The organism is Agrococcus sp. ARC_14, from assembly GCF_022436485.1.
Taxonomy (GTDB): domain Bacteria; phylum Actinomycetota; class Actinomycetes; order Actinomycetales; family Microbacteriaceae; genus Agrococcus.
On the sequence record NZ_JAKUDO010000001.1, the window covers coordinates 1,187,981 to 1,210,300 of the forward strand.

At 72.0% G+C, this 22,320-nt stretch carries 19 protein-coding genes and 1 tRNA gene; 9 read left to right on the forward strand and 11 right to left on the reverse strand.

All coding sequences use genetic code 11. The annotated features are described in order from the left end of the window. Positions 1–107: 107 nt before the first annotated feature. Positions 108–3,080, forward strand: coding sequence for a cytochrome P450 (locus MKD51_RS05925; RefSeq protein ID WP_240239232.1), 2,973 nt, complete (start codon positions 108–110; stop codon positions 3,078–3,080). A gap of 45 nt (positions 3,081–3,125) precedes the next feature. On the opposite strand, the gene MKD51_RS05930 is transcribed toward MKD51_RS05925, so the two are convergent. Together MKD51_RS05930 and MKD51_RS05935 are read right to left on the reverse strand one after the other, a co-directional pair. After that, on the reverse strand, positions 3,126–3,524 hold the full coding sequence (locus MKD51_RS05930; RefSeq protein WP_240239234.1) for a heme-binding protein: 399 nt from the start codon (positions 3,522–3,524) through the stop codon (positions 3,126–3,128). Between the two features lie 99 nt (positions 3,525–3,623). Then, positions 3,624–4,247, reverse strand: a complete 624-nt coding sequence (locus tag MKD51_RS05935; protein ID WP_240239236.1) for a hypothetical protein — start codon at positions 4,245–4,247, stop codon at positions 3,624–3,626. Positions 4,248–4,409: 162 nt separating this feature from the next. Between MKD51_RS05935 and MKD51_RS05940 the strand changes: the two genes are divergently transcribed. Together MKD51_RS05940 and MKD51_RS05945 are read left to right on the forward strand one after the other, a co-directional pair. Beyond that, a complete protein-coding gene (locus MKD51_RS05940) occupies positions 4,410–5,576 on the forward strand; it encodes a histidine kinase (protein WP_240239238.1) in 1,167 nt (388 codons plus the stop codon). Then, positions 5,573–6,223: a response regulator transcription factor gene (locus MKD51_RS05945; protein ID WP_240239241.1), complete on the forward strand. Its 651-nt coding sequence runs from the start codon at positions 5,573–5,575 to the stop codon at positions 6,221–6,223. The genes MKD51_RS05940 and MKD51_RS05945 overlap by 4 nt, the downstream gene beginning before the upstream one ends. A gap of 62 nt (positions 6,224–6,285) precedes the next feature. Here MKD51_RS05945 and MKD51_RS05950 read toward each other — a convergent pair whose 3' ends face one another. Next, positions 6,286–6,564, reverse strand: a complete 279-nt coding sequence (locus MKD51_RS05950; protein ID WP_240239242.1) for a hypothetical protein — start codon at positions 6,562–6,564, stop codon at positions 6,286–6,288. Between the two features lie 166 nt (positions 6,565–6,730). On the opposite strand from MKD51_RS05950, the gene MKD51_RS05955 reads away from it, so the two are divergent. From MKD51_RS05955 to MKD51_RS05965, 3 genes are all read left to right on the forward strand, one after another. Further along, positions 6,731–7,207, forward strand: a complete 477-nt coding sequence (locus MKD51_RS05955) for an anthrone oxygenase family protein (protein ID WP_240239244.1) — start codon at positions 6,731–6,733, stop codon at positions 7,205–7,207. A 146-nt stretch (positions 7,208–7,353) separates the two neighbouring features. Next, positions 7,354–8,874, forward strand: a complete 1,521-nt coding sequence (locus tag MKD51_RS05960) for a GMC family oxidoreductase N-terminal domain-containing protein (RefSeq protein WP_240239246.1) — start codon at positions 7,354–7,356, stop codon at positions 8,872–8,874. Between the two features lie 23 nt (positions 8,875–8,897). Further along, positions 8,898–10,301, forward strand: coding sequence for an aldehyde dehydrogenase family protein (locus MKD51_RS05965; RefSeq protein WP_240239248.1), 1,404 nt, complete (start codon positions 8,898–8,900; stop codon positions 10,299–10,301). 63 nt (positions 10,302–10,364) lie between these two features. On the opposite strand, the gene MKD51_RS05970 is transcribed toward MKD51_RS05965, so the two are convergent. The 4 genes from MKD51_RS05970 to MKD51_RS05985 all read right to left on the reverse strand — a co-directional run bounded on the left by MKD51_RS05970 (position 10,365) and on the right by MKD51_RS05985 (position 15,071). Next, complete coding sequence (locus MKD51_RS05970) at positions 10,365–11,141, reverse strand: SDR family oxidoreductase (RefSeq protein ID WP_240239250.1); 777 nt, start codon at positions 11,139–11,141, stop codon at positions 10,365–10,367. Beyond that, positions 11,138–11,905 (reverse strand): molybdenum cofactor biosynthesis F family protein, encoded by a 768-nt coding sequence (locus tag MKD51_RS05975; RefSeq protein ID WP_240239252.1) that lies wholly within the window; start codon positions 11,903–11,905, stop codon positions 11,138–11,140. The genes MKD51_RS05970 and MKD51_RS05975 overlap by 4 nt, the downstream gene beginning before the upstream one ends. A 33-nt stretch (positions 11,906–11,938) precedes the next feature. Continuing rightward, positions 11,939–14,011, reverse strand: a complete 2,073-nt coding sequence (locus tag MKD51_RS05980) for a primary-amine oxidase (RefSeq protein ID WP_240239254.1) — start codon at positions 14,009–14,011, stop codon at positions 11,939–11,941. Between the two features lie 61 nt (positions 14,012–14,072). Beyond that, positions 14,073–15,071: a helix-turn-helix domain-containing protein gene (locus MKD51_RS05985; RefSeq protein ID WP_240239256.1), complete on the reverse strand. Its 999-nt coding sequence runs from the start codon at positions 15,069–15,071 to the stop codon at positions 14,073–14,075. Between the two features lie 170 nt (positions 15,072–15,241). Between MKD51_RS05985 and MKD51_RS05990 the strand changes: the two genes are divergently transcribed. Continuing rightward, on the forward strand, positions 15,242–16,729 hold the full coding sequence (locus MKD51_RS05990; protein WP_240239258.1) for an APC family permease: 1,488 nt from the start codon (positions 15,242–15,244) through the stop codon (positions 16,727–16,729). 57 nt (positions 16,730–16,786) lie between these two features. Here the strand turns inward: MKD51_RS05990 and MKD51_RS05995 are convergent, their stop codons facing one another. The 3 genes from MKD51_RS05995 to MKD51_RS06005 all read right to left on the reverse strand — a co-directional run bounded on the left by MKD51_RS05995 (position 16,787) and on the right by MKD51_RS06005 (position 19,046). After that, entirely contained in the window at positions 16,787–17,497 is a 711-nt protein-coding gene (locus MKD51_RS05995; protein WP_240239260.1) for a helix-turn-helix domain-containing protein, read from the reverse strand. Between the two features lie 117 nt (positions 17,498–17,614). Continuing rightward, positions 17,615–18,373: a sulfite exporter TauE/SafE family protein gene (locus tag MKD51_RS06000; protein ID WP_240239262.1), complete on the reverse strand. Its 759-nt coding sequence runs from the start codon at positions 18,371–18,373 to the stop codon at positions 17,615–17,617. A 40-nt stretch (positions 18,374–18,413) separates the two neighbouring features. Continuing rightward, the gene (locus tag MKD51_RS06005) at positions 18,414–19,046 is read right to left on the reverse strand and encodes an MBL fold metallo-hydrolase (protein WP_240239264.1); all 633 of its coding nucleotides are present in this window, start codon (positions 19,044–19,046) and stop codon (positions 18,414–18,416) included. A gap of 82 nt (positions 19,047–19,128) precedes the next feature. On the opposite strand from MKD51_RS06005, the gene MKD51_RS06010 reads away from it, so the two are divergent. Next, a complete protein-coding gene (locus tag MKD51_RS06010; RefSeq protein ID WP_240239266.1) occupies positions 19,129–20,019 on the forward strand; it encodes a diacylglycerol kinase family protein in 891 nt (296 codons plus the stop codon). Between the two features lie 116 nt (positions 20,020–20,135). Then, positions 20,136–20,211 (forward strand) — tRNA-Glu (locus MKD51_RS06015). Between the two features lie 187 nt (positions 20,212–20,398). Here the strand turns inward: MKD51_RS06015 and MKD51_RS06020 are convergent. Then, the gene (locus tag MKD51_RS06020; RefSeq protein WP_240239268.1) at positions 20,399–22,294 is read right to left on the reverse strand and encodes an FAD-binding monooxygenase; all 1,896 of its coding nucleotides are present in this window, start codon (positions 22,292–22,294) and stop codon (positions 20,399–20,401) included. Positions 22,295–22,320 lie beyond the last annotated feature (26 nt).

Sequence of the window (22,320 nt, forward strand, 5' to 3'; positions counted from 1 at the left end):
CCGTGGTTGTTGTGTCGATCTATCCGCTTTTCTCACAGTAGTCGCGGGAGGAGACTCGAGGGCAGCGCGCCGATGCCGATCGGCTGCGCCGACCACGAGGACGTGTCATGCCGAGCAACGAAGCTCCCGTCGCCGACTGGGTGACGATCCCGGATCTCTACCGCGACCCCTTCCCGATCTACGAGCGCCTGCGCGCCGAGGGCGGCGTGCACTGGGTGCCACAGGTGGGCCGATTCCTCATCACCTCCTACGCCGCCGTGCACGAGACCGAGCTCGATCAGGCGACCTTCTCGGCGAACGAGCAGGGCTCCCTGCAGATCCGCGCCATGGGGCACTCGATGCTGCGCCGCGACGACCCGGAGCACTACCTCGAACGCAAGGCCTGGCAGCCGACGCTGCGGCCCGGCGTCGTCAAGCGGCACTGGCGCGGAGTGTTCGAGCAGACGGCCGAGCGCTGCCTCGCAGCGATGATCGCGAAGGGGCCGGGTGCCGACCTCATCTGGGATTTCGCCGCTCCCTTCGCCGCCGAGAGCCTGCGCCAGATCCTGGGCCTGCACAACGCCACGCAGCAGGACATGCAGCGCTGGTCGCAGACCCTCATCGATGCCACCGGGAACTACGCCGACGACCCCGCGGTGTGGGCGAAGGGCACGCGCTCCTTCGACGAGGTCGACGCCGTGCTCGACGAGATCCTGCCATGGCACGCCGCGAACCCGAATGAGTCGCTGCTCTCGCAGCTGCTGCGCATCCCCGACTACGAGATGCCGATGGAGCGCATCCGCGCCAACGTCAAGATGACGATCGGCGGCGGCCTCAACGAGCCGCGCGACGTGCTCGGCGTCGCAGCCTGGGGGCTGCTGTCGCACCCCGAGCAGCGGCGCGCGGTCGAGGCCGACCCGAGCCTCTGGCATGCCGCCTTCGACGAGACGCTGCGCTGGATCGCCCCGATCGGCCTCTACTCCCGCCAGACGACGCGTGAGGTCGAGCTCGTCGGGGTCCGCCTGCCTGCGGGCGCGCGGCTGGGCATCTGCATCCTCTCGGCCAACCGCGACGAGCGCGTGTGGGACGACGCATCCGCCTTCGACATCCGCCGCGAGGTCAAGCCGCATCTGGCCTTCAGCAAGGGCGTGCACGTGTGCCTCGGCGCCTGGGTCGCGCGCTCCGAGATCGCCGACGTGGCGCTGCCGATGCTGTTCGAGCGGCTGCAGGGGCTCGAGCTCGTGCCCGACGAGCCGGCGGAGATCGGCGGATGGGTCTTCCGCGGCATGCTGAGGCTGCCCGTGCGCTGGTCGTCGGTGACGTCGAGCGCCGCGGCCGCGCCGGTCGCCGAGACCCCGCCGGCCGCCGACGCCCCGAAGCCGCGCATCGCCATCGTCGGCTCCGGACCGGCAGGCAGCTTCACCGCGCAGGCGCTGCGCCGCCGCTTCCCGCTCGCGGAGCTCGACGTCTTCGACGCGCTGCCCGTGCCCTACGGTCTGATCCGCTCCGGCGTCGCCGCCGATCACCACGGCACGAAGGCCGTCGCGCGCCAGTTCGATCGGCTCTTCCAGCACGAGGGCGTGCGCTTCCGCGGCAACACCCGCGTCGGCGACGGCGTCGCGCTCGCCGAGCTGCGCGCCGCCTACGACGCCGTCGTGCTCGCGACCGGCCTGCGCGTCGACCGCCCGCTCGGGCTGCCGGGCTGCGATCTTGTGGGCGTGCACGGCGCCGGGCGCGTCACCCGATTGCTGAACGCGCACCCCGACGAGGGTGCGGCGCCGTCGCTCGGCGCGACGACGGTCGTGGTCGGGCACGGCAACGTGGCGATGGACGTCGTGCGGCTGCTGGCCCGCGATGAGCGCGAGCTCGACGGCACCGACGTCGATGACGCGGCGCGCGAGCTGCTCGCCGGCAGGCTGCGCACCATCCACGTCGTGGGGAGGAGCACGCCGACGGCCGCGAAGTTCGACCCCGTGATGGTGCGGGAGCTCGCGGGCCTCGGCGGGGTGGAGCACCGTGTGCACGGGGCCGCCCTCGAGCAGGTCGAGCCCGGCAAGGATGCCAGGGCCGATGCGGTACGCGGCCTCGCCGACGGGCCCACCGCATCCGGGGACGCGCCCCGCATCGAGGTGCACTGGTGGTTCGGGCTGACGCCGCTGCGCGTCGAGGGCCATGGCGTCGTCGAGCGGATGGTGTTCCAGGGCGCCGCGGGCGAGGTCGCGCTCGCGGCCGACTCGGTCGTGACCGCGGTTGGCTTCGCCGGTGACGCCGCGGCGCTCGCCGAGCCGGGCCGCCACGCAGACGGTCGGGTGGCCGCCGGGCTGTACACCGCCGGCTGGCTGCGGCGCGGGCCGCGCGGCACCATCCCGGATCAGCGCACGGATGCGCGCGAGCTCGCCCGCACGATCGCCGACGACATCGAGACGGGTGCGATCGTGGTCGGGGCGGCAGGCCTGCCACCGCGGGAGGGCGAGACCGCCTTCGACGGCTGGCGGCGCATCGACATGCGCGAGCGGCTCGGCGCGGCGCCGGGTCGCTCGCGCGCGAAGCTGCGCGACCTCGCGTCGATGCTCGAGGCGGCGACCGACGAGGGCATCCCGCTGCCGGAGATCGCGGAGCACGCGGATGCCTCGGGTGGTGGAGGCCTGCCGGTGACGGTGCTGTTCGGCACGGAGTCGGGTGGTGCCGAGCTCGTCGCCGAGGAGCTGCGGCGCACGCTCGCCGACCGAGCGGATGTCGAGGTGCAGGATCTCGCCGACATCGCGCCCGACGACGTGGACGCATCCCGACTCCACCTGCTCATCTGCTCGACCTACGGCGATGGCGAGGTGCCGACCTCGGCGCGCCCCTTCCACGCGGCGCTCGCGGACCGACCCGATCTCACCGGCCTGCGCTTCGCGGTGTTCGGCATGGGCGACCGCAGCTATGCGAAGACCTACTCGCGCGGCAGCGAGCTCATCGATGAGGCGCTCACCGCATGCGGTGCCGTGCGTATCGGGGAGTACGGCAGGCATGACGCCGGCGGTCCCGTGCCGGCGGCAGAGGCCGCCGCCGAGTGGGCCGACGGGGTGCTCGCCGAGGCGCTCGCAGTCGTCCTCTGAGCGAGGCGGAGGAGCCCGACTCGAGTCCCTCCGCCCGCGCTGCGCCTACAGGGCTGCCGCGCCCGCCTCCGCGACGCCGTGGTCCTGCTCGCCGGAGCCGCCGCTCACGCCGACCGCACCGACGACCGCGCCGTCCTGCAGCAGCGGGATGCCGCCCGCGAAGATCGCCACCTTGCCGCCGTTGGTGGTGTGGATGCCGAAGAACTGCTGCGTCGGCTGCGCGTTGTCGCCCAGATCCTTCGTCGAGATGTCGAAGGCACGCGAGGTCCACGCCTTGCTGATCGAGATGTCGATGCTGCCGATCCACGCGCCGTCCTGGCGCACGTGGCTGATGAGGTTGCCGCCTGCGTCGACGACGGCGATGTTCATGGGCTGGCCGAGCTCGTGGGCGTGCGCCTCCGCTGCGGCGATCACGCGGCGGGCGTCGTTCAGGTTCAGAGACACGATGGTTCCTCCTCTATCCGAGGCGCGCGCCAGTGGCGACGGCGCCGACCTCCAGTCTCGCGCGGCGGGCGGCGCGCGTCACGCCGGGATCTGCGCCGCTCACCAGCGCGACTGTGACCGCCCACCGGCGCCGCGCATCCGCCCCCACGGCTTCGCGACCGCGAGCGTGGTCGCGAACGTGAGCGCCGCAAGGGAGACCGCTGGCGGGAAGAACAGCGTGCGCAGCTCGGCGCCAGGGGCGGCGCCGGCCGCGATCGCCTCACCCTGCGCGACGACCGCCGGCATGTCTGGCTGCAGCGCCACGACGATCAGCACGGCCATCACGACGGTGAGCACCAGCTTCACGAACACCCACCAGAAGCGCGTGAGGCCCCACTGCGTGCCGAGGCCCAGCAGCAGGCCGGTCGCCAGCGTCACGAGGCCAGCGGTGAGCATGGGCGTCACGACGAAGGTGCCCAGCGCCTGGAACGCGAGCCCCGCCAGCTGCGCATCCGGGCTCAGCCAGCCGACCAGCACGAGCACGGCGAAGATCACTTCGATGCCGATCCACGCGCCCGCGCCGAGGATGTGCAGCACGAGCACGGCCTTGCGCCAGCGGGGCGTGAGCCACGGCCGGGCTCGTGCACGGGTGGTGGCTGCTGCGGCGTTCGATGCTGCGACGCTCGAAGCAGCGGCGCTCGAAGCTCTGGCAGACGACGCTGCGGCGTTCGCTGGAGTGCTCATGCCTCGAGCCTCGCCCGTGCGACCGGGCAGCGCATCCGCCGTGGGGCGTCAACCTGCGCCGTGGCGTACGTCAGTGAGCGTAGGAGCGGATGCGCACAGCGACCCGCGTGCGCGGGCCCGGCCTGTGCGAAGGTGGGATCCGCGATAGCGGAGGGGGCAGCAGTGGACGTCGAGTCGATGCGGCCACCCGTGGTCGCCCGCACGGCTCAGCACTGGTGGCGCGATGCGCTGCTCGCGCTCGCGCTGCTGGTCATCGGGCTCGTCTCGCTGCGCTTCCTCGAGCGATTCCGGCCGGCCGAGACGACGGTCGACGCCGGCGCCATCGTGCTCGTCGTGCTCGCCGCCGCCGCCATCGCGGTGCGCCGCCGCTGGCCGGAGGTCACGCTCGTCGTCTCGGTCGGCGCTGCCGCCGTCTACCTCGCCATCGGCTACCCCTACGGGCCGATCCTGCTGTGCGCCGCGATCGCCGTCTACACGATCGCGCGCCACCGACCGCCGCTCGTCGCGCTCGCTTGGAGCGCCGCGGCGCTCGTCGCGCTGCTGGTGCACGCGCTCGTCGATCCCGTGGGGCTCGAGGCGGGGTTCGGCCTGCTGCCCGCGGCCGGCTGGGTCGGCGTGCCGTGCACCATCGGCATCGCGCGCAGGCAGGTCGCCGAGGCCCGAGGCCGCGAGCGCGAGGCGGCCGATCGCCGGCTCGTCGACGCCGAGCGGCTGCGGCTCGCGCAGGAGGTGCACGATGTCGTCGGCCACGGCCTCGCCGCCATCCAGCTGCAGGCCGACATCGCCTTGCACCTGCGCGACGCGAAGCCGCAGCAGGCGCACGAGGCGCTCACCATGATCAGCAGGGCGAGCAGCGAGGCGCTCGACGAGCTGCGCGCCACCCTCGCGACGATGCATCCCGGCGCCGACGCGCGCGCTCCGATGCCCGGTCTCGCGCGGCTGGACGGGCTGGTCGAGCGGATGCGCGCGGCCGGCATCGAGGTCGGCATCGAGAGCGTCGGTGCGGCGCGGGAGCTGCCGGGCGCCGTCGATCTGGCGGCCTACCGGATCGTGCAGGAGTCGCTCACGAACGTCGCGAAGCACGGCACCGCACCGAGTGCGAGCGTGCGCATCGAGCACGCCCATGGCCGCATCGGGATCACCGTCACGAACCGTGCTGGCGAGCCGGGAGCGTTCGCGCCCGGCTTCGGCATCGACGGCATGCGGCGGCGGGCGCTGCAGCTGGGCGGCGCGCTCGAGGCCGGGCCGGCGCCGGGTGGCACCTTCCGGGTGCAGGCGGAGCTGCCGGTGCCCGCGCGGCCGCAGGACGACCAGGAGGATGGCGCATGATCTCTGTGCTGCTCGTCGACGACCAGGAGCTCGTGCGGATGGGGCTGCGCGCGCTGCTCGAGGCGACGGATGGGTTCCGGGTCGCGGGCGAGGCGGCCGACGGCCTCGAGGCGGTCGAGCAGGCGAGGTCCGCCCGCCCTGACGTCGTGCTCATGGACATCCGCATGCCCGGCATCGACGGGTTGGAGGCGACCCGCCGGATCGTCGCGTCGCCCGAGCTGGCGCAGACGCGGGTGCTGGTGCTGACCACCTTCGAGCTCGACGAGTACGTCTTCGACGCGATCAGAGTGGGGGCGAGCGGCTTCCTGCTCAAGAACACGGCGCCCGTGGCGCTGCTGGAGGCGATCCGCACGATCGCCGACGGCGGCGCGCTGTTGGCGCCCTCTGTGACGCGCACCCTCATCGGCGCGTTCATCGACCGCAGCCCGCGGCGGCTGCAGCCGCATCCGCAGCTCGACCAGCTCACCGAGCGCGAGCGCGAGATCGTCGTGCTCGTCGCCGAGGGCATGAGCAACCAGGAGATCGCCGAGCACCTCGTGCTCAGCCCCGCGACGGCACGCACGCACGTCAGCCGAGCCATGATCAAGCTCGGCGCTCGCGATCGGGCGCAGCTCGTCGTGTTCGCCTACGAGTCGGGACTTCGCTGACGGCCGGCGCACCCTCCGCGCCGGTTCGGTCCGCGGCCGATGCCGTCCGCGACCGGTGTCGGCTACGGCTGGCGCAGTACCTCTCGGCGCGCTCGGTACTCCTCGGCTTCGATCTCGCCGCTGGCGAAGCGCTCGGCGAGCGCCTGCTCTCCGGCGAGGCGACCTGCCTGGCGATCGCGGCGACGACGGCCCGTCCAGACCAGTGCGATCACCGCTGCGACGATCAGGAGCCAGGCGAGCGGGAAGATCCAGAACGGAGATCCTCCGCCCGCCCAGGGTCCCATGCCGTCATGCGCGGCAAGCGCTGTGCCGACGGCTGCAGTCTCGATGGCTGCGAGCATGATGTCCTCCTCGATGGTCGAGACCCGCGCTCTGCGGGCTGTGCTCACAGCGTGCTCCGCGGCGGGCACCGTGCCATCCGCTCGCGGGCGGCATCCGCTGTACGCCGGACGGCGTAGCCCTCGCGTATCGTCGATCGCGGCCACGCCACGATCAGAGGAGGAGCGGATGCTCGGTACCGTCATCCTGGTGCTCGCGGTGCTCGCCGCCGGGCTCAGCGCAGGGGTGTTCTTCCTCTACTCGAACGCGATCATGCCGGGCCTGCGCCGCGTCGACGACCGCACCTTCGTCGCGGCCTTCCAGGCGCTCGACCGCGCGATCGTGAACCCGCTCTTCATCGGCGGCGGGTTCCTGGGCACCCTGGTGCTCGCCGTCGCCAGCGCGTTGCTGCACCTGGGCGACGCGGCAGTGCTCGCGTGGGCGATCGCCGCCGCCGCGCTGCAGGCGGTCGTGATCGTGATCACCGGCGCCGTCAACGTGCCGCGCAACGACGCGCTGAAGGCCGCAGGAGACGCCGGTGCCATCGACGCGACGGCGGTGCGCGCAGCCTTCGGCGAGCGCCGCTGGGCGCGCTGGAACCACGTGCGCGCGGTGCTCTCGGCCGCCGTCGTCGTCTGCCTGGCGATCGCGCTCGCCGTCGGCTGAGCCCGCGTCGGATGGTCCCGCCGCGCTCCGCGGTGGGCGCCGTGCACGCATCGGCAAGCGAGCAGCCGGGAGAGGCTAGCCCGCCGGATGCGCCCGCTGTGAGGCTGGCGGCAGTCGCTCGACGGAGAGCGGCGGCGGGAGGGAACATGTCGGACATCATCGTCGTGGGCGCAGGCTCCGCCGGATCGGTCATCGCACGTCGGCTGCTCGACGCGGGCGCGAGCGTCACGGTGCTGGAGGCCGGAGGCGCTGACGACAAGCCGACCATCGACGACCTCGGTCGGCTCGGAGAGCTGTGGCTGAGCCCCGACGACTGGGGCTACTTCACGACGCCACAGGAGCACGCGCACGGCCGCAGGATCCATTGGCCGCGCGGCAAGGTGCTCGGCGGCTCGCACTCGCTCAACGCGTCGATCTTCGTGCGCGGCGCACACGGCGACTACGACCGCTGGGCGCGCGAGGGCGCGACGGGCTGGGGCTGGGATGCCGTGGAGCCGGTCTTCCGCCGCTTCGAGTCGTTCTCGGGCGGAGCGAGCGCGCTGCGCGGTGTCGACGGCCCGCTCGAGGTGACCGACCGCTACGAGCGCAACCCCGTCTTCGAATCCATCCACGACGCCTTCGTCGCAGCAGGAGTGCCGGCCAACCCCGACTACAACGGCGCCGACATCGAAGGTGTCAGCTGGATGCAGCTCACCACTCGCGGCGACGTGCGCCTCTCGACCTGGCGCGCCTATCTGCAGCCCGTGCAGGAGCACCCAGCGCTGACGCTGCGCACGGGAGTGTGGGTCCACCGCCTGCTCGTCGAGGGCGGTCGCGTCGTCGGGGTCGAGGTCGAGGTGGATGGCGTGCTCGAGCAGGTGCGTGCCGACCAGGTCGTGCTCTGCGCCGGCGCGCTCGACACGCCCCGCATCCTGCTGCACTCCGGCATCGGGCCGGCCGGGCACCTCGAGGATGTCGGCGTGCCGGTCGTGCTCGACCTGCCCGGCGTGGGCGAGAACCTGCACGACCACCTGCTGGTGCCCTTCGTGTACGAGACGACGGCCAAGCCGATCCCGACGCGGGTCGAGTACGAGCCGGTGGCGATGGTGCACTCCTTCACGCGGTTCCGCGAGGGCCTCGACGTCCCCGACACGCAGCCGATCTGCTTCTCCGTCGCCATGGCACCGCCGGGCGACGACGTGACCGGCACGTGCTTCACGCTCCAGGCCGGCCTGATCCGGCCGGAGTCCCGCGGCACCCTGCGCCTCGCCTCGAACGACCCGCGCGAGCCCGCGCTCATGGACCCGCGCATCCTCGATCGCCCAGAAGACGTCGCGAGCCTGCGTGCCTCGATGCAGCAGATGCTCGACGTGGGGGCGCAGTCGCAGCTCGCCGAGGAGTGGGGCGCGCGACTCGTGCTGCCGCGACCGGCAGGCCAGCTCGACGACGCGGCCCTCGATGCGCACATGCGCGAATGGGTGACGACCTACCACCACCAGGTGGGCACCTGTCGGATGGGCACCGGGGACGGCGCGGTCGTCGATCCGAGCACCCTCGCGGTGCACGGCGTCGAGGGCCTGCGGGTCGCGGATGCGTCGATCATGCCCAGCGTGCCCAGCGGCAACACCAATGCGCCGTCGATCCTCATCGGCGAGCGCGCGGCCGACGTCCTCACGTCGAGCCGATGACACCGACAGGAGAAGGAGCGACCATGGAGACCATCGAGAGCCTGCTGGCAGCCGTCAGCGCACAGGACGGCTCGCCCGTCGTCGACCCCGCGACCGGCGAGACCTTCGCCCACGCGCCCATCTCGACGACGGACGACCTGGAGCGCGCCATCGCGGCCGCTCGCGCCGCCCAGCCGGCGTGGGCCGCGCTCGGCGACGAAGGCAGGCGCGCCGCGCTGAGCGCTGCCGCCGACGAGGTGGAGGCGAACGCTGAGGCGCTCGCACAGCTCATCGCGCGCGAGCAGGGCAAGCCGCTCAGCGGCCCGGGCGCGCGATTCGAGGCCGGTGCCGTGGTCGGCTGGCTGCGCGCGACGATCGCGACGCAGCTCGAACCCGAGGTCGTGGTCGACGACGGCGAGGCGAAGGCGACGATCTACTACCGGCCGATCGGCATCGTCGGCGCGATCGGCCCGTGGAACTGGCCGGCGATGATCGCCACCTGGCAGTTCGCGCCCGCGCTGCGGATGGGCAACGCCGTCGTCATGAAGCCGAGCGAGTACACGCCGCTCAGCGTGCTCGCCACCGCGCATCTCGTGAACCGTCACCTGCCAGAGGGATTGTTCACGGTGCTCGCCGGCGATCGGGAGCTCGGCGAGGCCCTCTCGTCGCATCCCGCCTTCGGCAAGGTCACCTTCACCGGCTCTGCACGCACGGGCGCGGCCATCATGCGCGCCTCGGCCGACAACCTCACGCGTCTCACGCTGGAGCTGGGCGGCAACGATCCCGGCATCGTGCTGCCGGATGTCGACCCGAAGGCGATCGCGGAGGGGCTGTTCTGGGGCGCGTTCATCAACACCGGCCAGACCTGCGCGGCGCTCAAGCGGCTCTACGTGCACGAGGACGTCTACGACGACGTGGTGCGCGAGCTCTCCGCCGTCGTCGGCGCCATGCCGATGGGCCCGGGCGCCGATGAGCAGAACGTGCTCGGGCCGCTCACGACCGAGCAGCAGTTCGGCGTCGTCGACCGGCTCGTGGAGGACGCGAAGGCGCGCGGCGGCCGCGTGCTGGTCGGCGGGGAGCCCGATCGCGAGGCACCGGGCTGGTTCTACCCGGCGACGCTGATCGACGGGCTCGACGACGAGGCAGACCTGGTGACCGAGGAGCAGTTCGGGCCTGCGCTGCCGATCCTCAAGTACCGCGACATCGACGACGCCGTCGAGCGTGCGAACCGCGGCGAGGCGGGCCTGGGTGCCAGCGTCTGGTCTGCAGACACCGAGCGCGCCCGGGAGGTCGCCGCCCGCATCCAGGCCGGATCCGTCTGGATCAACTCGCACGGCACGATCCACCCGATGGCGCCGTTCGGCGGCGTGAAGGGCTCGGGCTACGGCCTCGAGTTCGGCGTCGAGGGACTCAAGGCGATGGGGGTGCCGCAGGTCATCCACGGCTGAGCGGATGCGCGGAGCGGGCACGACGGAGGTGCCCGCTCCGCCACCGGCCGGAGGGGTCGCGCGCTACTGGAAGGCGAGCGTCGGCACGTCCACGATGTGTGCGCCACCGTCGACCAGGATCGTCGAGCCGGTCAGGTAGGAGCTCGCCGGGCCGGCGAGGAAGCTCACGAGCGCTGCGACCTCCTCGGGCTCTGCCGGCCGGCCGAGCGGCACGTCGCGCGTGACGATCGCGTACGCCTCGTCGACGGTCGCGGCGCGCCCCTGCTCGACGAGGACGGCCATCTCCGCGTCGGCCATGGGCGTCCGCACCCACCCTGGGCAGACGGCGTTGGCGCGCACGCCGCTGCGGCCGCCGTCGCGGGCGATCTGCCGCATCAGGCCCAGCAGCGCGTGCTTGCCGACGGTGTAGCCGGTGGTCTCGGGCGCCGCGCGCAGCCCCGCGAGCGACGAGACGATGACGATCGAGCCGCCGCCGTCGGCCAGCGCCGGCAGCGCCGCCCGGCAGGCGACGAACGCGGTCGACAGGTTCGCCTGCAGCGACGACGCCCACTCCTCGTCGGTGGTCTCGGCGACCGAGGAGTACCCGTGCCCGCCGGCGCTCGTGACGAGCGCGCCGAGCGGACCGACCTCGAGCGCGGCCCGCACGACCGCATCCATCGCCTGAGTGTCGGATGCGTCGGCCACGACGGCGCGGATGCGCTCCGGTGCGAGCGCCGCGGTCTCGTCGAGCGGCTCCGCTCGGCGACCGGTGATGATGACGGCCCAGCCCTCACGGGCGAGCTGCTGGGCGACGGCACGGCCGATGCCGGTGCCGCCGCCGGTGACGATCGCGCAGCTCATCCCTGCGGGCCCTCCACGAGGTAGGAGGTCGTGTTCGCGATCTCGAAGCGGCTGCCGACCGGGAAGGCCGTCGCCCTGCCGGCCTCGAACGCATCGTCGCCGAAGATGGCGCCGTCGGTGCGCAGCTCCTGCAGGTCGATCAGCACGGCGCCGAGCGTCGGCACGATCTTCTCCCGCCAGACGAACAGCACGAGGCCGTCTGCGACCCGGATGGCGTCGCACGCGTCGGTGTCCGCCAGCCCTGCCTCGACGCCCGAGAGGCAGTGCCAGGTGTAGCGATGCTCCGAGAGGTAGATGTGCTCGTAGGACTCGGTCGGGGAGTACGTGTAGCGGTTGCGCATGCCGACCAGCTCGCGCGTGGGGGCATGGACCCGCCCGCCCTCCTCGAGCTCGCCGTGCCGGAACACGGCGCGCACCCCGGTCGGCTCGTCGCCGCGCTGCACGCGCGTCCAGGCGCTCTCCCGCGCCGTCGCCGCGTCGGGCAGCAGCACCGACACACGGGTGAAGCCGCCGTCCGCGAGCACCAGCAGCTCGAAGCCTCGGTCGCCCGAGAGCTGCCTGGCGAGCAGCACGCCGGGCCGGATCGAGGTGACGTGCACGCTCCCGCGCGCTCCACCCAGGTCGGCCGTGCCGTCATCGCCGAATGCGACGCGCTCGCCTTCGAGCTCCAGCACGCGGCCCGCCAGGCTGTCGACCCCGGGCAGCACGTCGCCGTGCACCTCCATGCCGCGCCCGAGATCCCCGACCGAGATGAACTCGCTCATCGCTGCCTCCTCATCGTCGCCGCGCCGCGCAGCTCAGCGCACCGCGACGTGGTCATCGCCGTCATCGCCGTCGTGGCCGTCATGGCCCTGCTCGGCCCGGTGCCCGCTGTGCCCGTCGTGCCCTCGGTCGTGACCGCACGTGCACGAGTCGCCGGCGCAGCCGCATCCGCGACCCGCCTCAGGCACGTCGAGGGCCGGATTTCGGTCGAGGAAGCCGTAGGGCTTGACCCAGAAGCCCGCGGCGTCGACCGGCATGATCGGCCAGTCCTCGGGGCGGGGGATGTGCGTGAGGCCGAACGCGTGCCAGACCACGAGATCGTCGCCGTCGACGGCGCCCCCGGCCTCGACCGAGGCGGGGAGCCCCGCGCCGCCGCTGTGCTGGTTGGGGTAGCGGCCTGCCGGGTAGATGTCGTCGTCGCGGTGCGCCGTCACCCACAGGTGCTTCGTGGCGAATGCCGCGCGCGCTGAGACCGTCGCGTCGGGGTCGGCCATCAGCGTCGCCCGCGCCTCGGGGATGAGCTGGAACTCGGTGGGGCGTCCGACCGCGTTCGTGCGGCTGGACGAGCCGACGTGCCAGGTGCGGCCCAGCGCACCATCGCCGAGCAGCCCGCTCGCCTCGGCGACGCGATCACGTCGGTAGCCGAAGGCGTTGCCCCAGGGGTTCACCGCACCCATCGGCATGCGCACCAGATCGACCTGGTCGACGTAGTTGTCGGTGCCGTCGATGTCGAAGTCGAGGCGCGCGCAGAAGATGTGCTGATGGATGGGCGCGAACAGTCCCGGTGCCATCTCGGTCGCGTGCGGCTGGATGCTGCCCGGCTCGTCGGCGCCGGCGAAGACGATGCCGGTCGCCTTGGCCTCGAACTGGATGGAGCCGTCGAGGTAGAGGTACCAGAAGAAGCCGTAGTCGTAGTTGCCGACCGTGGCCCAGTACGAGATCACGAGCCGACGCGATCGTCGCCCGTGGGTCGTCTCGCCGTCGAGCTCGCGGTGCTTCCAGAGCACCCCGTCGTCCTCTTCGTGCATGCAGATCGCGCGCGGGATGGTGATGGCCTCGCCGGTGTCAGCGGCGACGTGCGCGTCGAAGTAGTGGATGGCGCCCAGGCAGTCGCAGCCGAGCTGCAGCGAGTTGGCATTCTTGCCGAGGTTGTACTCGCCGGCGTCGAAGTAGCTGATCCAGCGCCGGCTCTCGCTCGTGTCGCCGTACGGCACCACCATCTCGGGCACGCTCGCGCGATGCAGCACGGGTCGCAGCTCGTCGCCGTCCTGCCAGCCCAGCTGGTGCAGCACGAGGCCCTCGCGCATCGAGAAGCCCACCCGGAACCGCCACTGCTCCCACGTGACCTCGCCGCCGTCGACCGAGAAGCTCGGCCCCTCGGGCATCGTGATCTCGAGCGGCTTCAGCGAGGTGCGGCGCTCGCCGACCGCAGCGTCGTCGTAGTTCGCGCCCTCGAGCACGGGGATCGGCACGTGCCGCTCGTCGATCAGCTTCACGACGCGCTGCTCGGTCACGTTCACCATCAGCACGAGTCCCTCGACCGGGAACGACCACGGATTGTCGCCCTCGGCAGGCGACATGAACGTGAGCGAGCGCATCATGCGCTTGCCGACCTCGTCTGCCTCGCCGAACTGGCCGGGCGCGAGCGGCACGACGAGCGCCCGCTCCCACTCGGTGAGCCCGCGGGCCTCCATCGCCTCGCGCCAGCCGGCATCCGCCTTCACCACCCGGTCGACGACCTCGTACTCCTCGAACAGATAGGGCGGCTGCCCGTAGGGAGCCTCGGCGGTCGGCAGCGTCTCGACGGCCTCGACGCGCATGTCGTCGAGCGCGACGGTCGCCTCGCGCACGCGGCCGGTCGCGGTGTCGAGCAGCGTCGTCTGCACCCGCCGGCCGAGGGGCTGCCCCGGCTGCCACGCCGCGAGCTGCGCCTTCGGAGGGTCGAGCAGCACCTGCAGCGGGAAGCGCGTGTCGGACTGCAGCTCGCCGGCCGTGTCGAGCGCCGCGCGCACGCGGTCGATCTCGCCGGGCGTCAGGGCGTCGAGCGGATGCGTCGCCTCGGTCAGGTGCGAGTCGCGCGCGCCGTGCGTGTGCGTGGTGTCGGGCATGGGACCTCCTCGTCCAGCGTGACTCCACGCTAGGCGGCGGTCTGGGCCGAGGTGTTGCCTGCTAGCGCAGGGCGCTTGCCGCCGCCTGCTCGCGCGGCACCCCGGCCGGCTCGGGGGAGGCCGCCGCCCGATACTCGGTGGGGCTCTGGCCGAAGGTGGCGCGGAACAGGCGCGAGAAGTGCGCCGGGTTGACGAGCCCCCAGCGCGATGCGATGCGCGCGATCGGCAGATCCGCCAGCTGCGCATCGGTGAGGTCGCGACGGATGTGCTCGAGGCGGCGCTCGCGGATCCAACCGGCGACGGTGATGCCCCGCTCGGAGAAGACCGCGTGCAGGTGGCGGGTGGAGATGAAGTGCACGGCAGCGACCTGCGCAGGGGAGAGGTCAGGATCGCCGAGCAGCTGGTCGATCGTGCCGAGCAGCTCGTGCAGCAGCTGCCGGCGGGGATCGCGCGGCACGCCCTCCTTGAGCTGCGTGCGGATCAGTGTCATGAGCAGGTCGAGGCCGGTGCGCGCCAGGCGCTGGGCCTGCTCGGCGGGCAGCTCGACGAGGCTCTGCGCCAGGCCGACGAGGAACGGGTTCACCACTCGCCCCATCGGCGACTCGAGCGGGAAGGCGGTCGCGGTGACGGCGGCCAGCTCGTCGCGCGGCAGATCGAGGTAGCCGTGCGGGAAGGTGATTACGACCAGGCTCGTGGTGCCGTCGAAGCGCAGCGTGTACGGGCGGGATGTGTCATAGATGGCCAGGTCGCCGGGGTGCAGCAGCGCCACCCTGCCGTCCTGCTCGATGAGCTCCTCGCCTGAGAGCTGCAGGCTGACCTTGATGAGGTCGGTGTCTCCGCGGCGGACCAGAGCGGGCGTGCGGGCGACGATGCTCGCGGTGTGCTCGATGCGGAAGACGGAGACCGAACCGACGTCGACGCGGCTGGCCCGGGCGCGGAACGGATGACTGCCCAGCGGGTGCACGTCCAGCGGCACGAAGTTCTCCGTCGTGTCGCGTCGCCACTGCGCGATGTCGACGTACGGCGCCTCCAGCGGCGGGAAGTCGAAGATGTCGGTCACCGGGTCCTCCAGAGGCCGCCCCTTTGCGGCCGTGCGCCCAGCGTAGCCCGGCGCCGACGGCCCGCACGGTCCTCGCACCGACAGTCAACGCATCAGCGCTCGCAGGCAACGGTCGCGCCCGCCACCGGAGCACGATGAGTCACCATCCGTCCATCGCACGAAGGAGTCTCATGGACACGGAAGCACAGCATGGCGTCCTGAAGTCGAACCAGCTCGGCGTCTCGGCAGTCGTGTTCCTCGTCCTTGCCGCCGTCGCACCGCTCACCGTCGCGATCGTCGTGCTGCCGCTCGCGATCGGGTTCGGCAACGGCGGCGGCATCCCGGTCGCCGTCATCGTCGTCGCGATCGCACTGCTGCTGTTCGCGATCGGCTACGCGCAGATGTCGAAGGAGCTGGTGAACGCCGGCGGCTTCTACGCGATCGCGGTGCGTGGCCTCGGTCGCACCGCCGGTCTTGTCACCGGCCTGATCGCGACCCTCGGGTACAACTTCTTCGTCGCCGGGGCGCTCGGCACCATCGGCTTCTTCACCGGCGCGGTCGTGCTGCCAGCGCTCTTCGGATTCGAAGTGCACTGGTTCATCGCCGGGCTGGTGCTGTTCGCGATCGTCTTCCTCCTGGCACGCTCGGGCATCCACATGAGCGCCGCGGTGCTCGGCGTCGCATTGGTGCTCGAGACGCTCATCCTGCTGGTGTTCGCCATCTCGGTCCTGATCCAGACCGGCTTCAGCCTCGAAGCCTTCACGCTGGCGCTCAGCCCCGAGATCCTCGTGGGCGGCTCGATCTGGATCGCGTTCCTCATGGTCGCGACGGCGTTCATCGGCTTCGAGGCGACGGCGCTGTTCAGCGAAGAGGCTCGCGAGCCCCGCAAGACCATCCCGCGCGCCACCTACACGGCCATCATCGCGATCGGCGTCATCCATGCGATCACCGGTTGGGCGATCGTCAGCGCCGTCGGCGTGCGCGACGCGCAGCAGGCCGCCCTCGACCATCTCGCCGCCGGTGACATGACGCTCGTGCTGCTCGACACCTACCTGGGCCCGTTCCTCGGCATGGTGGCACTCGTGCTGCTGGTCGTGAGCCTGTTCGCGGCGCAGCTCGCCTTCCACAACTCTGCCGCCCGCTACCTGTACGCGCTCGGCCGGGCACGCGTGCTGCCGCGATGGCTCGCGAAGACCAACCGCAACGGCGCTCCCGAGCGGGCGCAGCTCGCGAACCTGCTCTTCGCGGTCGTGATCGCCGGCATCTTCGCGCTCGCCGTCGAGACCGGTCCCGACGGCGCCCCGCTGCCTCCCGTGCTGACGCTCGTGCCGGTGGGACTCGGATTCGCGACGCTCGCCATCATGATCGTGCAGACGATCGCGGCGCTGGCGGTCGTCGTCCACTTCCGGAGGCGCTCGGACCCGCGACTGTGGAGCACGCTGATCGCGCCGGGGCTCGGGTTCCTGGCCCTGCTCGGCTTCAGCATCGGCGCAGTCCTCAACTTCACCCTGGTCGCCGGATCCGAGGCGCTCTACGTCCGTCTCATGCCGTGGCTGCTGGTGCTCGCCGTCGTGGGCGGCGTCGTCTACGCGGCGTACCTGCGCTCCCGGAAGCCAGCGGTCTACCGGGGCCTCGACGAGGACATCGAGCGGCTGGACGAGGTGCCGGCGCAGGGTTGAACGACGCCTGCGGGCCGGGGCGCATCCGCGGGTGCGGTCCGGCCGGCTCGAGCGCAGCTAGCGCAGGTCGGCCTCGATCGCCCTTGCGACCCGCTGCACGGCGGCACCCAGCTGCGCCGTGTCGGGCTCGCCGACCGTGACCACCGCGACCGACGCATCCGTCGACCTGCGTGCCCTGATCGGTGCGCCCACCGATGTGATGCCCTGGATGACCTCGTTCGCGCTCACGGCGAAGCCCTGCGTGCGCACATCCTCGACCGCAGGGTGCATCGGCTCGTCGTGCCCGAGCTCGCGCCACGCGGCGTCGCTGAGCATGGCCTGCAGCGCGATGCCGGGGGCGCCCAGTGCGATCGGGTGCCGGTGGCCGGGATGCTGGGCGACGGATGCGTTGACCCCGCGGGGCACGGCCGTCACGAGGGTGACGGCGTCGTCGCCGTCGCGCACCGTGAGGAAGGCGGTCATGCCGAGCTCGTCGGCGAGCTGCTGCAGGTGGGGGAGGGATGCCGACTGCAGGTCGTGCTCGACGTCGCGGGCGAGGATGACGAGCTGCGGGCCGAGCGAGAGGAGCCCCGCGGCATCGCGCACGACGAGGCGGTGCTCCTCGAGCGTGCGCACCAGCCGGTAGGCGACCGAGCGGTGCACGCCCAGCAGGGCGGCGAGCGACTGGATCGTCTGGCTGCCGTGATCGGCGAGGAGCGACAGCGCGGTCAGGCCGCGGGAGAGGGTCTGCGAGCCGGTGGTCTCCGGCTTGGCGGGCGTCTCGGGCATCATCGCTCTCTCTGGCCGCGTCCGTGCTCGGCCGCGTCCGTCTCTCGCCGCATCTGTGCGGATGCGTTCGCTCGAGCATAGAACAGCGTGTTCAGATAGCGGAACCCATCGGAGGCCTCAGCCGGCGAGCAGGCCGACGATGCCGGTCACGATGACGACCGCGCCCCCGACGATCGAGAGCACGATGATCGTCGTGCGCGCGGCGGTGGCCGAGACGCGATGGGCGATCCGATGCGCGAAGAGCGTGCCGATCGCGGTCGCCGCGCTCGCGCCCAGCCACGCCCACCACGGCCACTCCGGGAACCCATCCGGCACCAGCAGCTGCCGCTCGACGAGCGTCGTGACGTTCAGGCCCACCCAGAAGGGCTGCATCGTCGCGGCCATCACGCGCGGCTCCCAGCGGCTGACGAGCGAGTACATCCCCACCAGCGGTGCCCCGACGCCGACGGCCGCGTTGAAGCCGCCGATCGCGACGCCCGTCGCGATGCGGGTGGTCGGCCCGTCGAGGGTGTGCCGGCTGCGATGGAAGACGACGGAGACCAGCACGCCCAGGATCGCGATGATGCCGATCGCGATGCGCAGCGCATCCGTCGGCACCATCCGTGCGATGAGCAGCCCCGCGATGCTGGCGGGGATCGCGGGCGCGAGCAGCCAGGCCATGCGACGCCAGTCGATGTCGCGCCAGACGCCGGGGATCATCAGCCCGCAGGCGACGATCCCGAAGATGCAGTTGAGCGGCACGGCTGCGATCGGTCCGGCGACGATCGCCGAGACCGGGCCCATGACGAGGCCGAAGCCCAGGCCCACGACGCGCTGCGCGACGCTCGCCACGAAGAGCGCCGCCGCGTAGAGCAGTAGCGTGAGCGGATCGATCACGCGGGCTCCTGCGCTGCCCGCGCGCGATCAGCGCCGCGGATCAGAACTCGATCGAGTCGCCCGGCGTCAGGCGGTGGTGCTCGCCGCCGCCCTCCGCGACCGCGCCCTCGATGCGGGCGTGGGCCATCCCCAGCCCCATCTCCGAGAGCGGGGCGTCGTGCACGGCGAAGGTCGCCCGGGGCGCGACCTCGACCACGAAGTCCATCACGTCGCCGATCTTCAGCCACGGCGCGCCCGCCGGGGTCGCAAGCAGCTCGACCGGCACGTCGGGCGTCGCGTAGGAGTCGCCCGGGTAGTAGAAGCGCTCGTTCACGAGCACGCCGAGGTTGTCGACGAGCGGGAAGGAGCGGTGGATCTCGGCGTGCTCGCCGCCGAAGAAGCGCAGCCGGAACGGGCCCGCGGTCACCCGCTCGCCCGCCTCGACGACGGTGACGTCGAAGCCCTCGGCCGCCGCGGCGACGCCGGCGGGGCCGTAGATCGGCACGTTCGGGTTGGCTGCGCGGAGCGCCGTCAGGTGCTCGGCATCCCAGTGGTCAGCGTGCTCGTGGGTGATGACGATGGCGACGAGGCCGGCCGCCGAGACAGGGCCCGTCTGGTTGCCCGGGTCGATGATGAGCTGCTGCCCTTCGTCATCGAGGACGATGCACGCGTGCTCTCGCTTGGTCACTCGCATGCGCTCCACGATATGGGGTGCCGCGCCGACGTGGCGAGTCGCGCGTGTCCGTTGCGGCCGGGACGCGCATAGGCTCTGCTCCGTGCACGTGGTCGTCGCCTCGAATCCCGGCGCCCGCATCGGGCGCTCCGAGCCGGTCGGCGCGCTCGTCGCCGCCCGCCTCGCCGACCTCGGCCACGAGGTGCAGCACGTCGCCGCCGTCGACTTCGCCGGCCGGCTGGAGCAGACGCGCTTCGCCATGATCCAGGCGGATGTGCTCGTCGTCGTCGGTGGGGACGGCATGGTGCACCTCGGGGTCAACATCGTCGGCGGCACCTCGAAGCGTCTGCTCGTGGTGCCCACCGGCAGCGGCGACGACATCGCCAGGACGCTGGAGCTCGGCTCGACAGCGCACGCCATCGAGACGCTCGAGGCGGCGTTGGCGAGCGAGCCAGATCGCATCGACCTCGTGCGCATCGAGCACCCGGACGGCGTCACGCTCGCGGCCGGCATCGTCTCCATCGGCTTCGACGCCGACGTCACGGTGCGCTCGTCTCGGTTCACGAAGGTGCCCAGCAGGCTGCGATCTCAGGCAGCGATCCTCGCGACGCTGCTGCGCCCGAGGCACCGCACCGTCGCGGTCAGGCTCGGCGGGGGTGCCGAGCAGACCCGGCGAACGCTCCTCGCGGCGATCTCGAACAATCGCAGCCTCGGCGGTGGCATCCCGATCGCGCCCAGCGCCGATCTGCGTGACGGCAGGCTCACGGCCGTGCTCGCAGACGAGCTCTCCTACCCGCGCTTCCTCTGGCTGCTGGGCAAGGTCCTGCGCGGCCGCCACGAGGCCGACCCGCGCATCCACATCGTCGAGTGCGAGACCGCCGAGCTGGCGAGCGACGAGCACCTGATCGTGTGCGCGGACGGAGAGATCGTCGGCAGGCTGCCGGCGCGCTGCAGCGTCATGCCGGGCGCCCTGCAGGTGCTGCACGCGGTCTGATCGACGTCCGGGCGCGGCGCGAGCCCTCGCTGATGCGACGCGCCGCCGATCCGATTTGGCCCTGGGCCGAAGCGTGTGGCAAACTATCCAGGTTGCGATAGCAAGATGCGCAGCACGGCCCCATCGTATAGCGGCCTAGTACGTCGCCCTCTCACGGCGGTAACACGGGTTCGAATCCCGTTGGGGTCACCACCAGCAGCGCCTCCGGTCTCGCGACCGGGGGCGCTCTGTCGTTCCCGGCCCCGCTCGCGCGCACAGCGAGGCGGGTTGTTGTAGCCGCGGTGGGGCAGAACTGCAACAACCCGCCCGCTGTCGGCCGGCGCGCGGGCGGCCACGCGCGAGGCGGTGCCGGGCGCGTGGCCGGGCGGGCCCGCCGCCGCTACGGCGCGGCCGGCAGCAGCGCGCCGCGGAAGTAGGCTGCGAGCTCCGTCGTGGCCGTCAGGGGCAGCACGGCCGCGACGTACTGGTCGGGCCGCACCACCACGATCGCGCCGGCGCGCGAGATGCCGCGCACGTCGAAGATGTCATCGTCCGGCAGCGTCGCGAAGACGTTCTCGAGGTTGACGAGTCGGAACGGTCCGACGATCGGCTTGAACGCATCCGGCACGTCATTCATGACCACGTCGTGGTGGCCCTGTTGGTAGATCACCGTCACGTCGAGCAGCGCGCTCGAATCGCGCCCCGCGGGCGTGTGGACTGCGATCGGCGACTCAGGCGAGGTCTCGAGCCAGTCGGCGAGGGCACGGGTGGCGGATGCCTCTGCCGGCGTCGCCGCGTCGGCGAAGACGTAGAGGCGGTAGCGCCCGTCGGCCGTGTGGCGGTGGCCGAGGTGCAGCGGGTTCGTGTCGGCGACGCGCGCGACGCGAGCCGACTTGAAGCGCTTGCCGATCGGGAAGCCGGTCGCGAGCTCCTGGTGGCTGGCATCGCCGACGATCTGCGAGGGCTCGTACTGCGTCATGAAGCCCGCGGGGAACTCGGCCGTCGCAGTGTAGAAGTCGGAGACCGCCTGGGGGTTCTCGAACTCGCTCGCCGGCTTCGCCATCAGCGTCGACCACTCCTTGTCGAAGTCGATGAGGTTCTGCGCCACCACCTGGCGCTCGCCCGAGTACGTGTCGAGCAGGCTCTCCGGTGCGCGTCCGTCGAGCACGTGGCCGAGCTTCCAGCCGATGTTGAAGCCGTCCTGCATCGACACGTTCATGCCCTGGCCGGCCTTGGCGCTGTGGGTGTGGCAGGCGTCGCCGGTGATGAACACGCGCGGTGTGCGGCTGCCGCGGTCCTCGGGCAGCACGTCGTCGAAGCGGTCGGTGATGCGATGACCGACCTCGTAGACGCTGCTCCAGGCCACGTGCTTCACGTCGAGCGTGTAGGGCGCGATGATGTCGTTCGCCTTGCGGATGATCTCCTCGATGGGCGTCGTGCGCACCGCGCCGTCGCTGCCCTCCGACACCTCGCCGAGGTCGACGTACATGCGGAAGAGGTAGCCGCCCTCGCGCGGGATGAGCAGGATGTTGCCGCCGGAGGCGGACTGGATCGCACACTTCGTGCGGATGTCGGGGAAGTCGGTGACGGCGAGCACGTCCATGACGCCCCACGCGTGGTTGGCGGACTGGCCGGTGAGCGTGCAGCCGATCGAGCGGCGCACGCCGCTGCGGGCGCCGTCGGCGCCGACCACATACTTCGCGCGGATCGTGCGCTGCCGACCCTCCTGCTCGTGCGCGGTGCCGAGCAGCTGCACGACGACGGGGAACTCGCCATGGTCGTCGACCTCGAGGCTCTGGAACTCCCATCCGTAGTCCGGCCGCACGCGCCCCGGCGCGTTCAGGGCTGCTGCCGCGAAGTGGTCGAGCACGCGCGCCTGGTTGACGATGAGGTGCTTGAACTCGCTGATGCCTGCGGGATCGTCGAGCGGGCTCGAGGTCTTGACGATGCGCGCGGGGTCCGCGGCGTCGGGGCTCCAGAACGCCATCTCGGTGATCCAGTAGGCCTCTGCCGTGATGGCCTCCGCGAAGCCGAACGCCTGGAACGTCTCGACGCTGCGGGCCTGGATGCCGTCGGCCTGGCCGATCGCGAGCCGCTCGGGGCGGCGCTCGATGATGCGCACGTTGACATCGGGGAACTGGGCGAGCTGCGCGGCGGTGATCATGCCCGCGGGGCCGGTGCCGACGATCAGCACGTCGACCTCGTCGGGGAGATGCTCGGGCCGGTCGAGTCCGATGCCGGCGGCGGGCTGCACGCGCGGGTCGGTGGACACGTATCCGTGGTGGTGGAACTGCACGGCTGCTTCCTCACTCCTGTGTGAGA

Coding starts and splice junctions, on each gene's coding strand:
- MKD51_RS05925 (WP_240239232.1), top strand. CDS start 108: ATGCCGAGCAACGAAGCTCCCGTCGCCGACTGGGTGACGATCCCGGAT.
- MKD51_RS05935 (WP_240239236.1), bottom strand. CDS start 4,247: ATGAGCACTCCAGCGAACGCCGCAGCGTCGTCTGCCAGAGCTTCGAGC.
- MKD51_RS05945 (WP_240239241.1), top strand. CDS start 5,573: ATGATCTCTGTGCTGCTCGTCGACGACCAGGAGCTCGTGCGGATGGGG.
- MKD51_RS05950 (WP_240239242.1), bottom strand. CDS start 6,564: ATGCTCGCAGCCATCGAGACTGCAGCCGTCGGCACAGCGCTTGCCGCG.
- MKD51_RS05955 (WP_240239244.1), top strand. CDS start 6,731: ATGCTCGGTACCGTCATCCTGGTGCTCGCGGTGCTCGCCGCCGGGCTC.
- MKD51_RS05960 (WP_240239246.1), top strand. CDS start 7,354: ATGTCGGACATCATCGTCGTGGGCGCAGGCTCCGCCGGATCGGTCATC.
- MKD51_RS05965 (WP_240239248.1), top strand. CDS start 8,898: ATGGAGACCATCGAGAGCCTGCTGGCAGCCGTCAGCGCACAGGACGGC.
- MKD51_RS05970 (WP_240239250.1), bottom strand. CDS start 11,141: ATGAGCTGCGCGATCGTCACCGGCGGCGGCACCGGCATCGGCCGTGCC.
- MKD51_RS05975 (WP_240239252.1), bottom strand. CDS start 11,905: ATGAGCGAGTTCATCTCGGTCGGGGATCTCGGGCGCGGCATGGAGGTG.
- MKD51_RS05980 (WP_240239254.1), bottom strand. CDS start 14,011: ATGCCCGACACCACGCACACGCACGGCGCGCGCGACTCGCACCTGACC.
- MKD51_RS05990 (WP_240239258.1), top strand. CDS start 15,242: ATGGACACGGAAGCACAGCATGGCGTCCTGAAGTCGAACCAGCTCGGC.
- MKD51_RS05995 (WP_240239260.1), bottom strand. CDS start 17,497: ATGCCCGAGACGCCCGCCAAGCCGGAGACCACCGGCTCGCAGACCCTC.
- MKD51_RS06005 (WP_240239264.1), bottom strand. CDS start 19,046: ATGCGAGTGACCAAGCGAGAGCACGCGTGCATCGTCCTCGATGACGAA.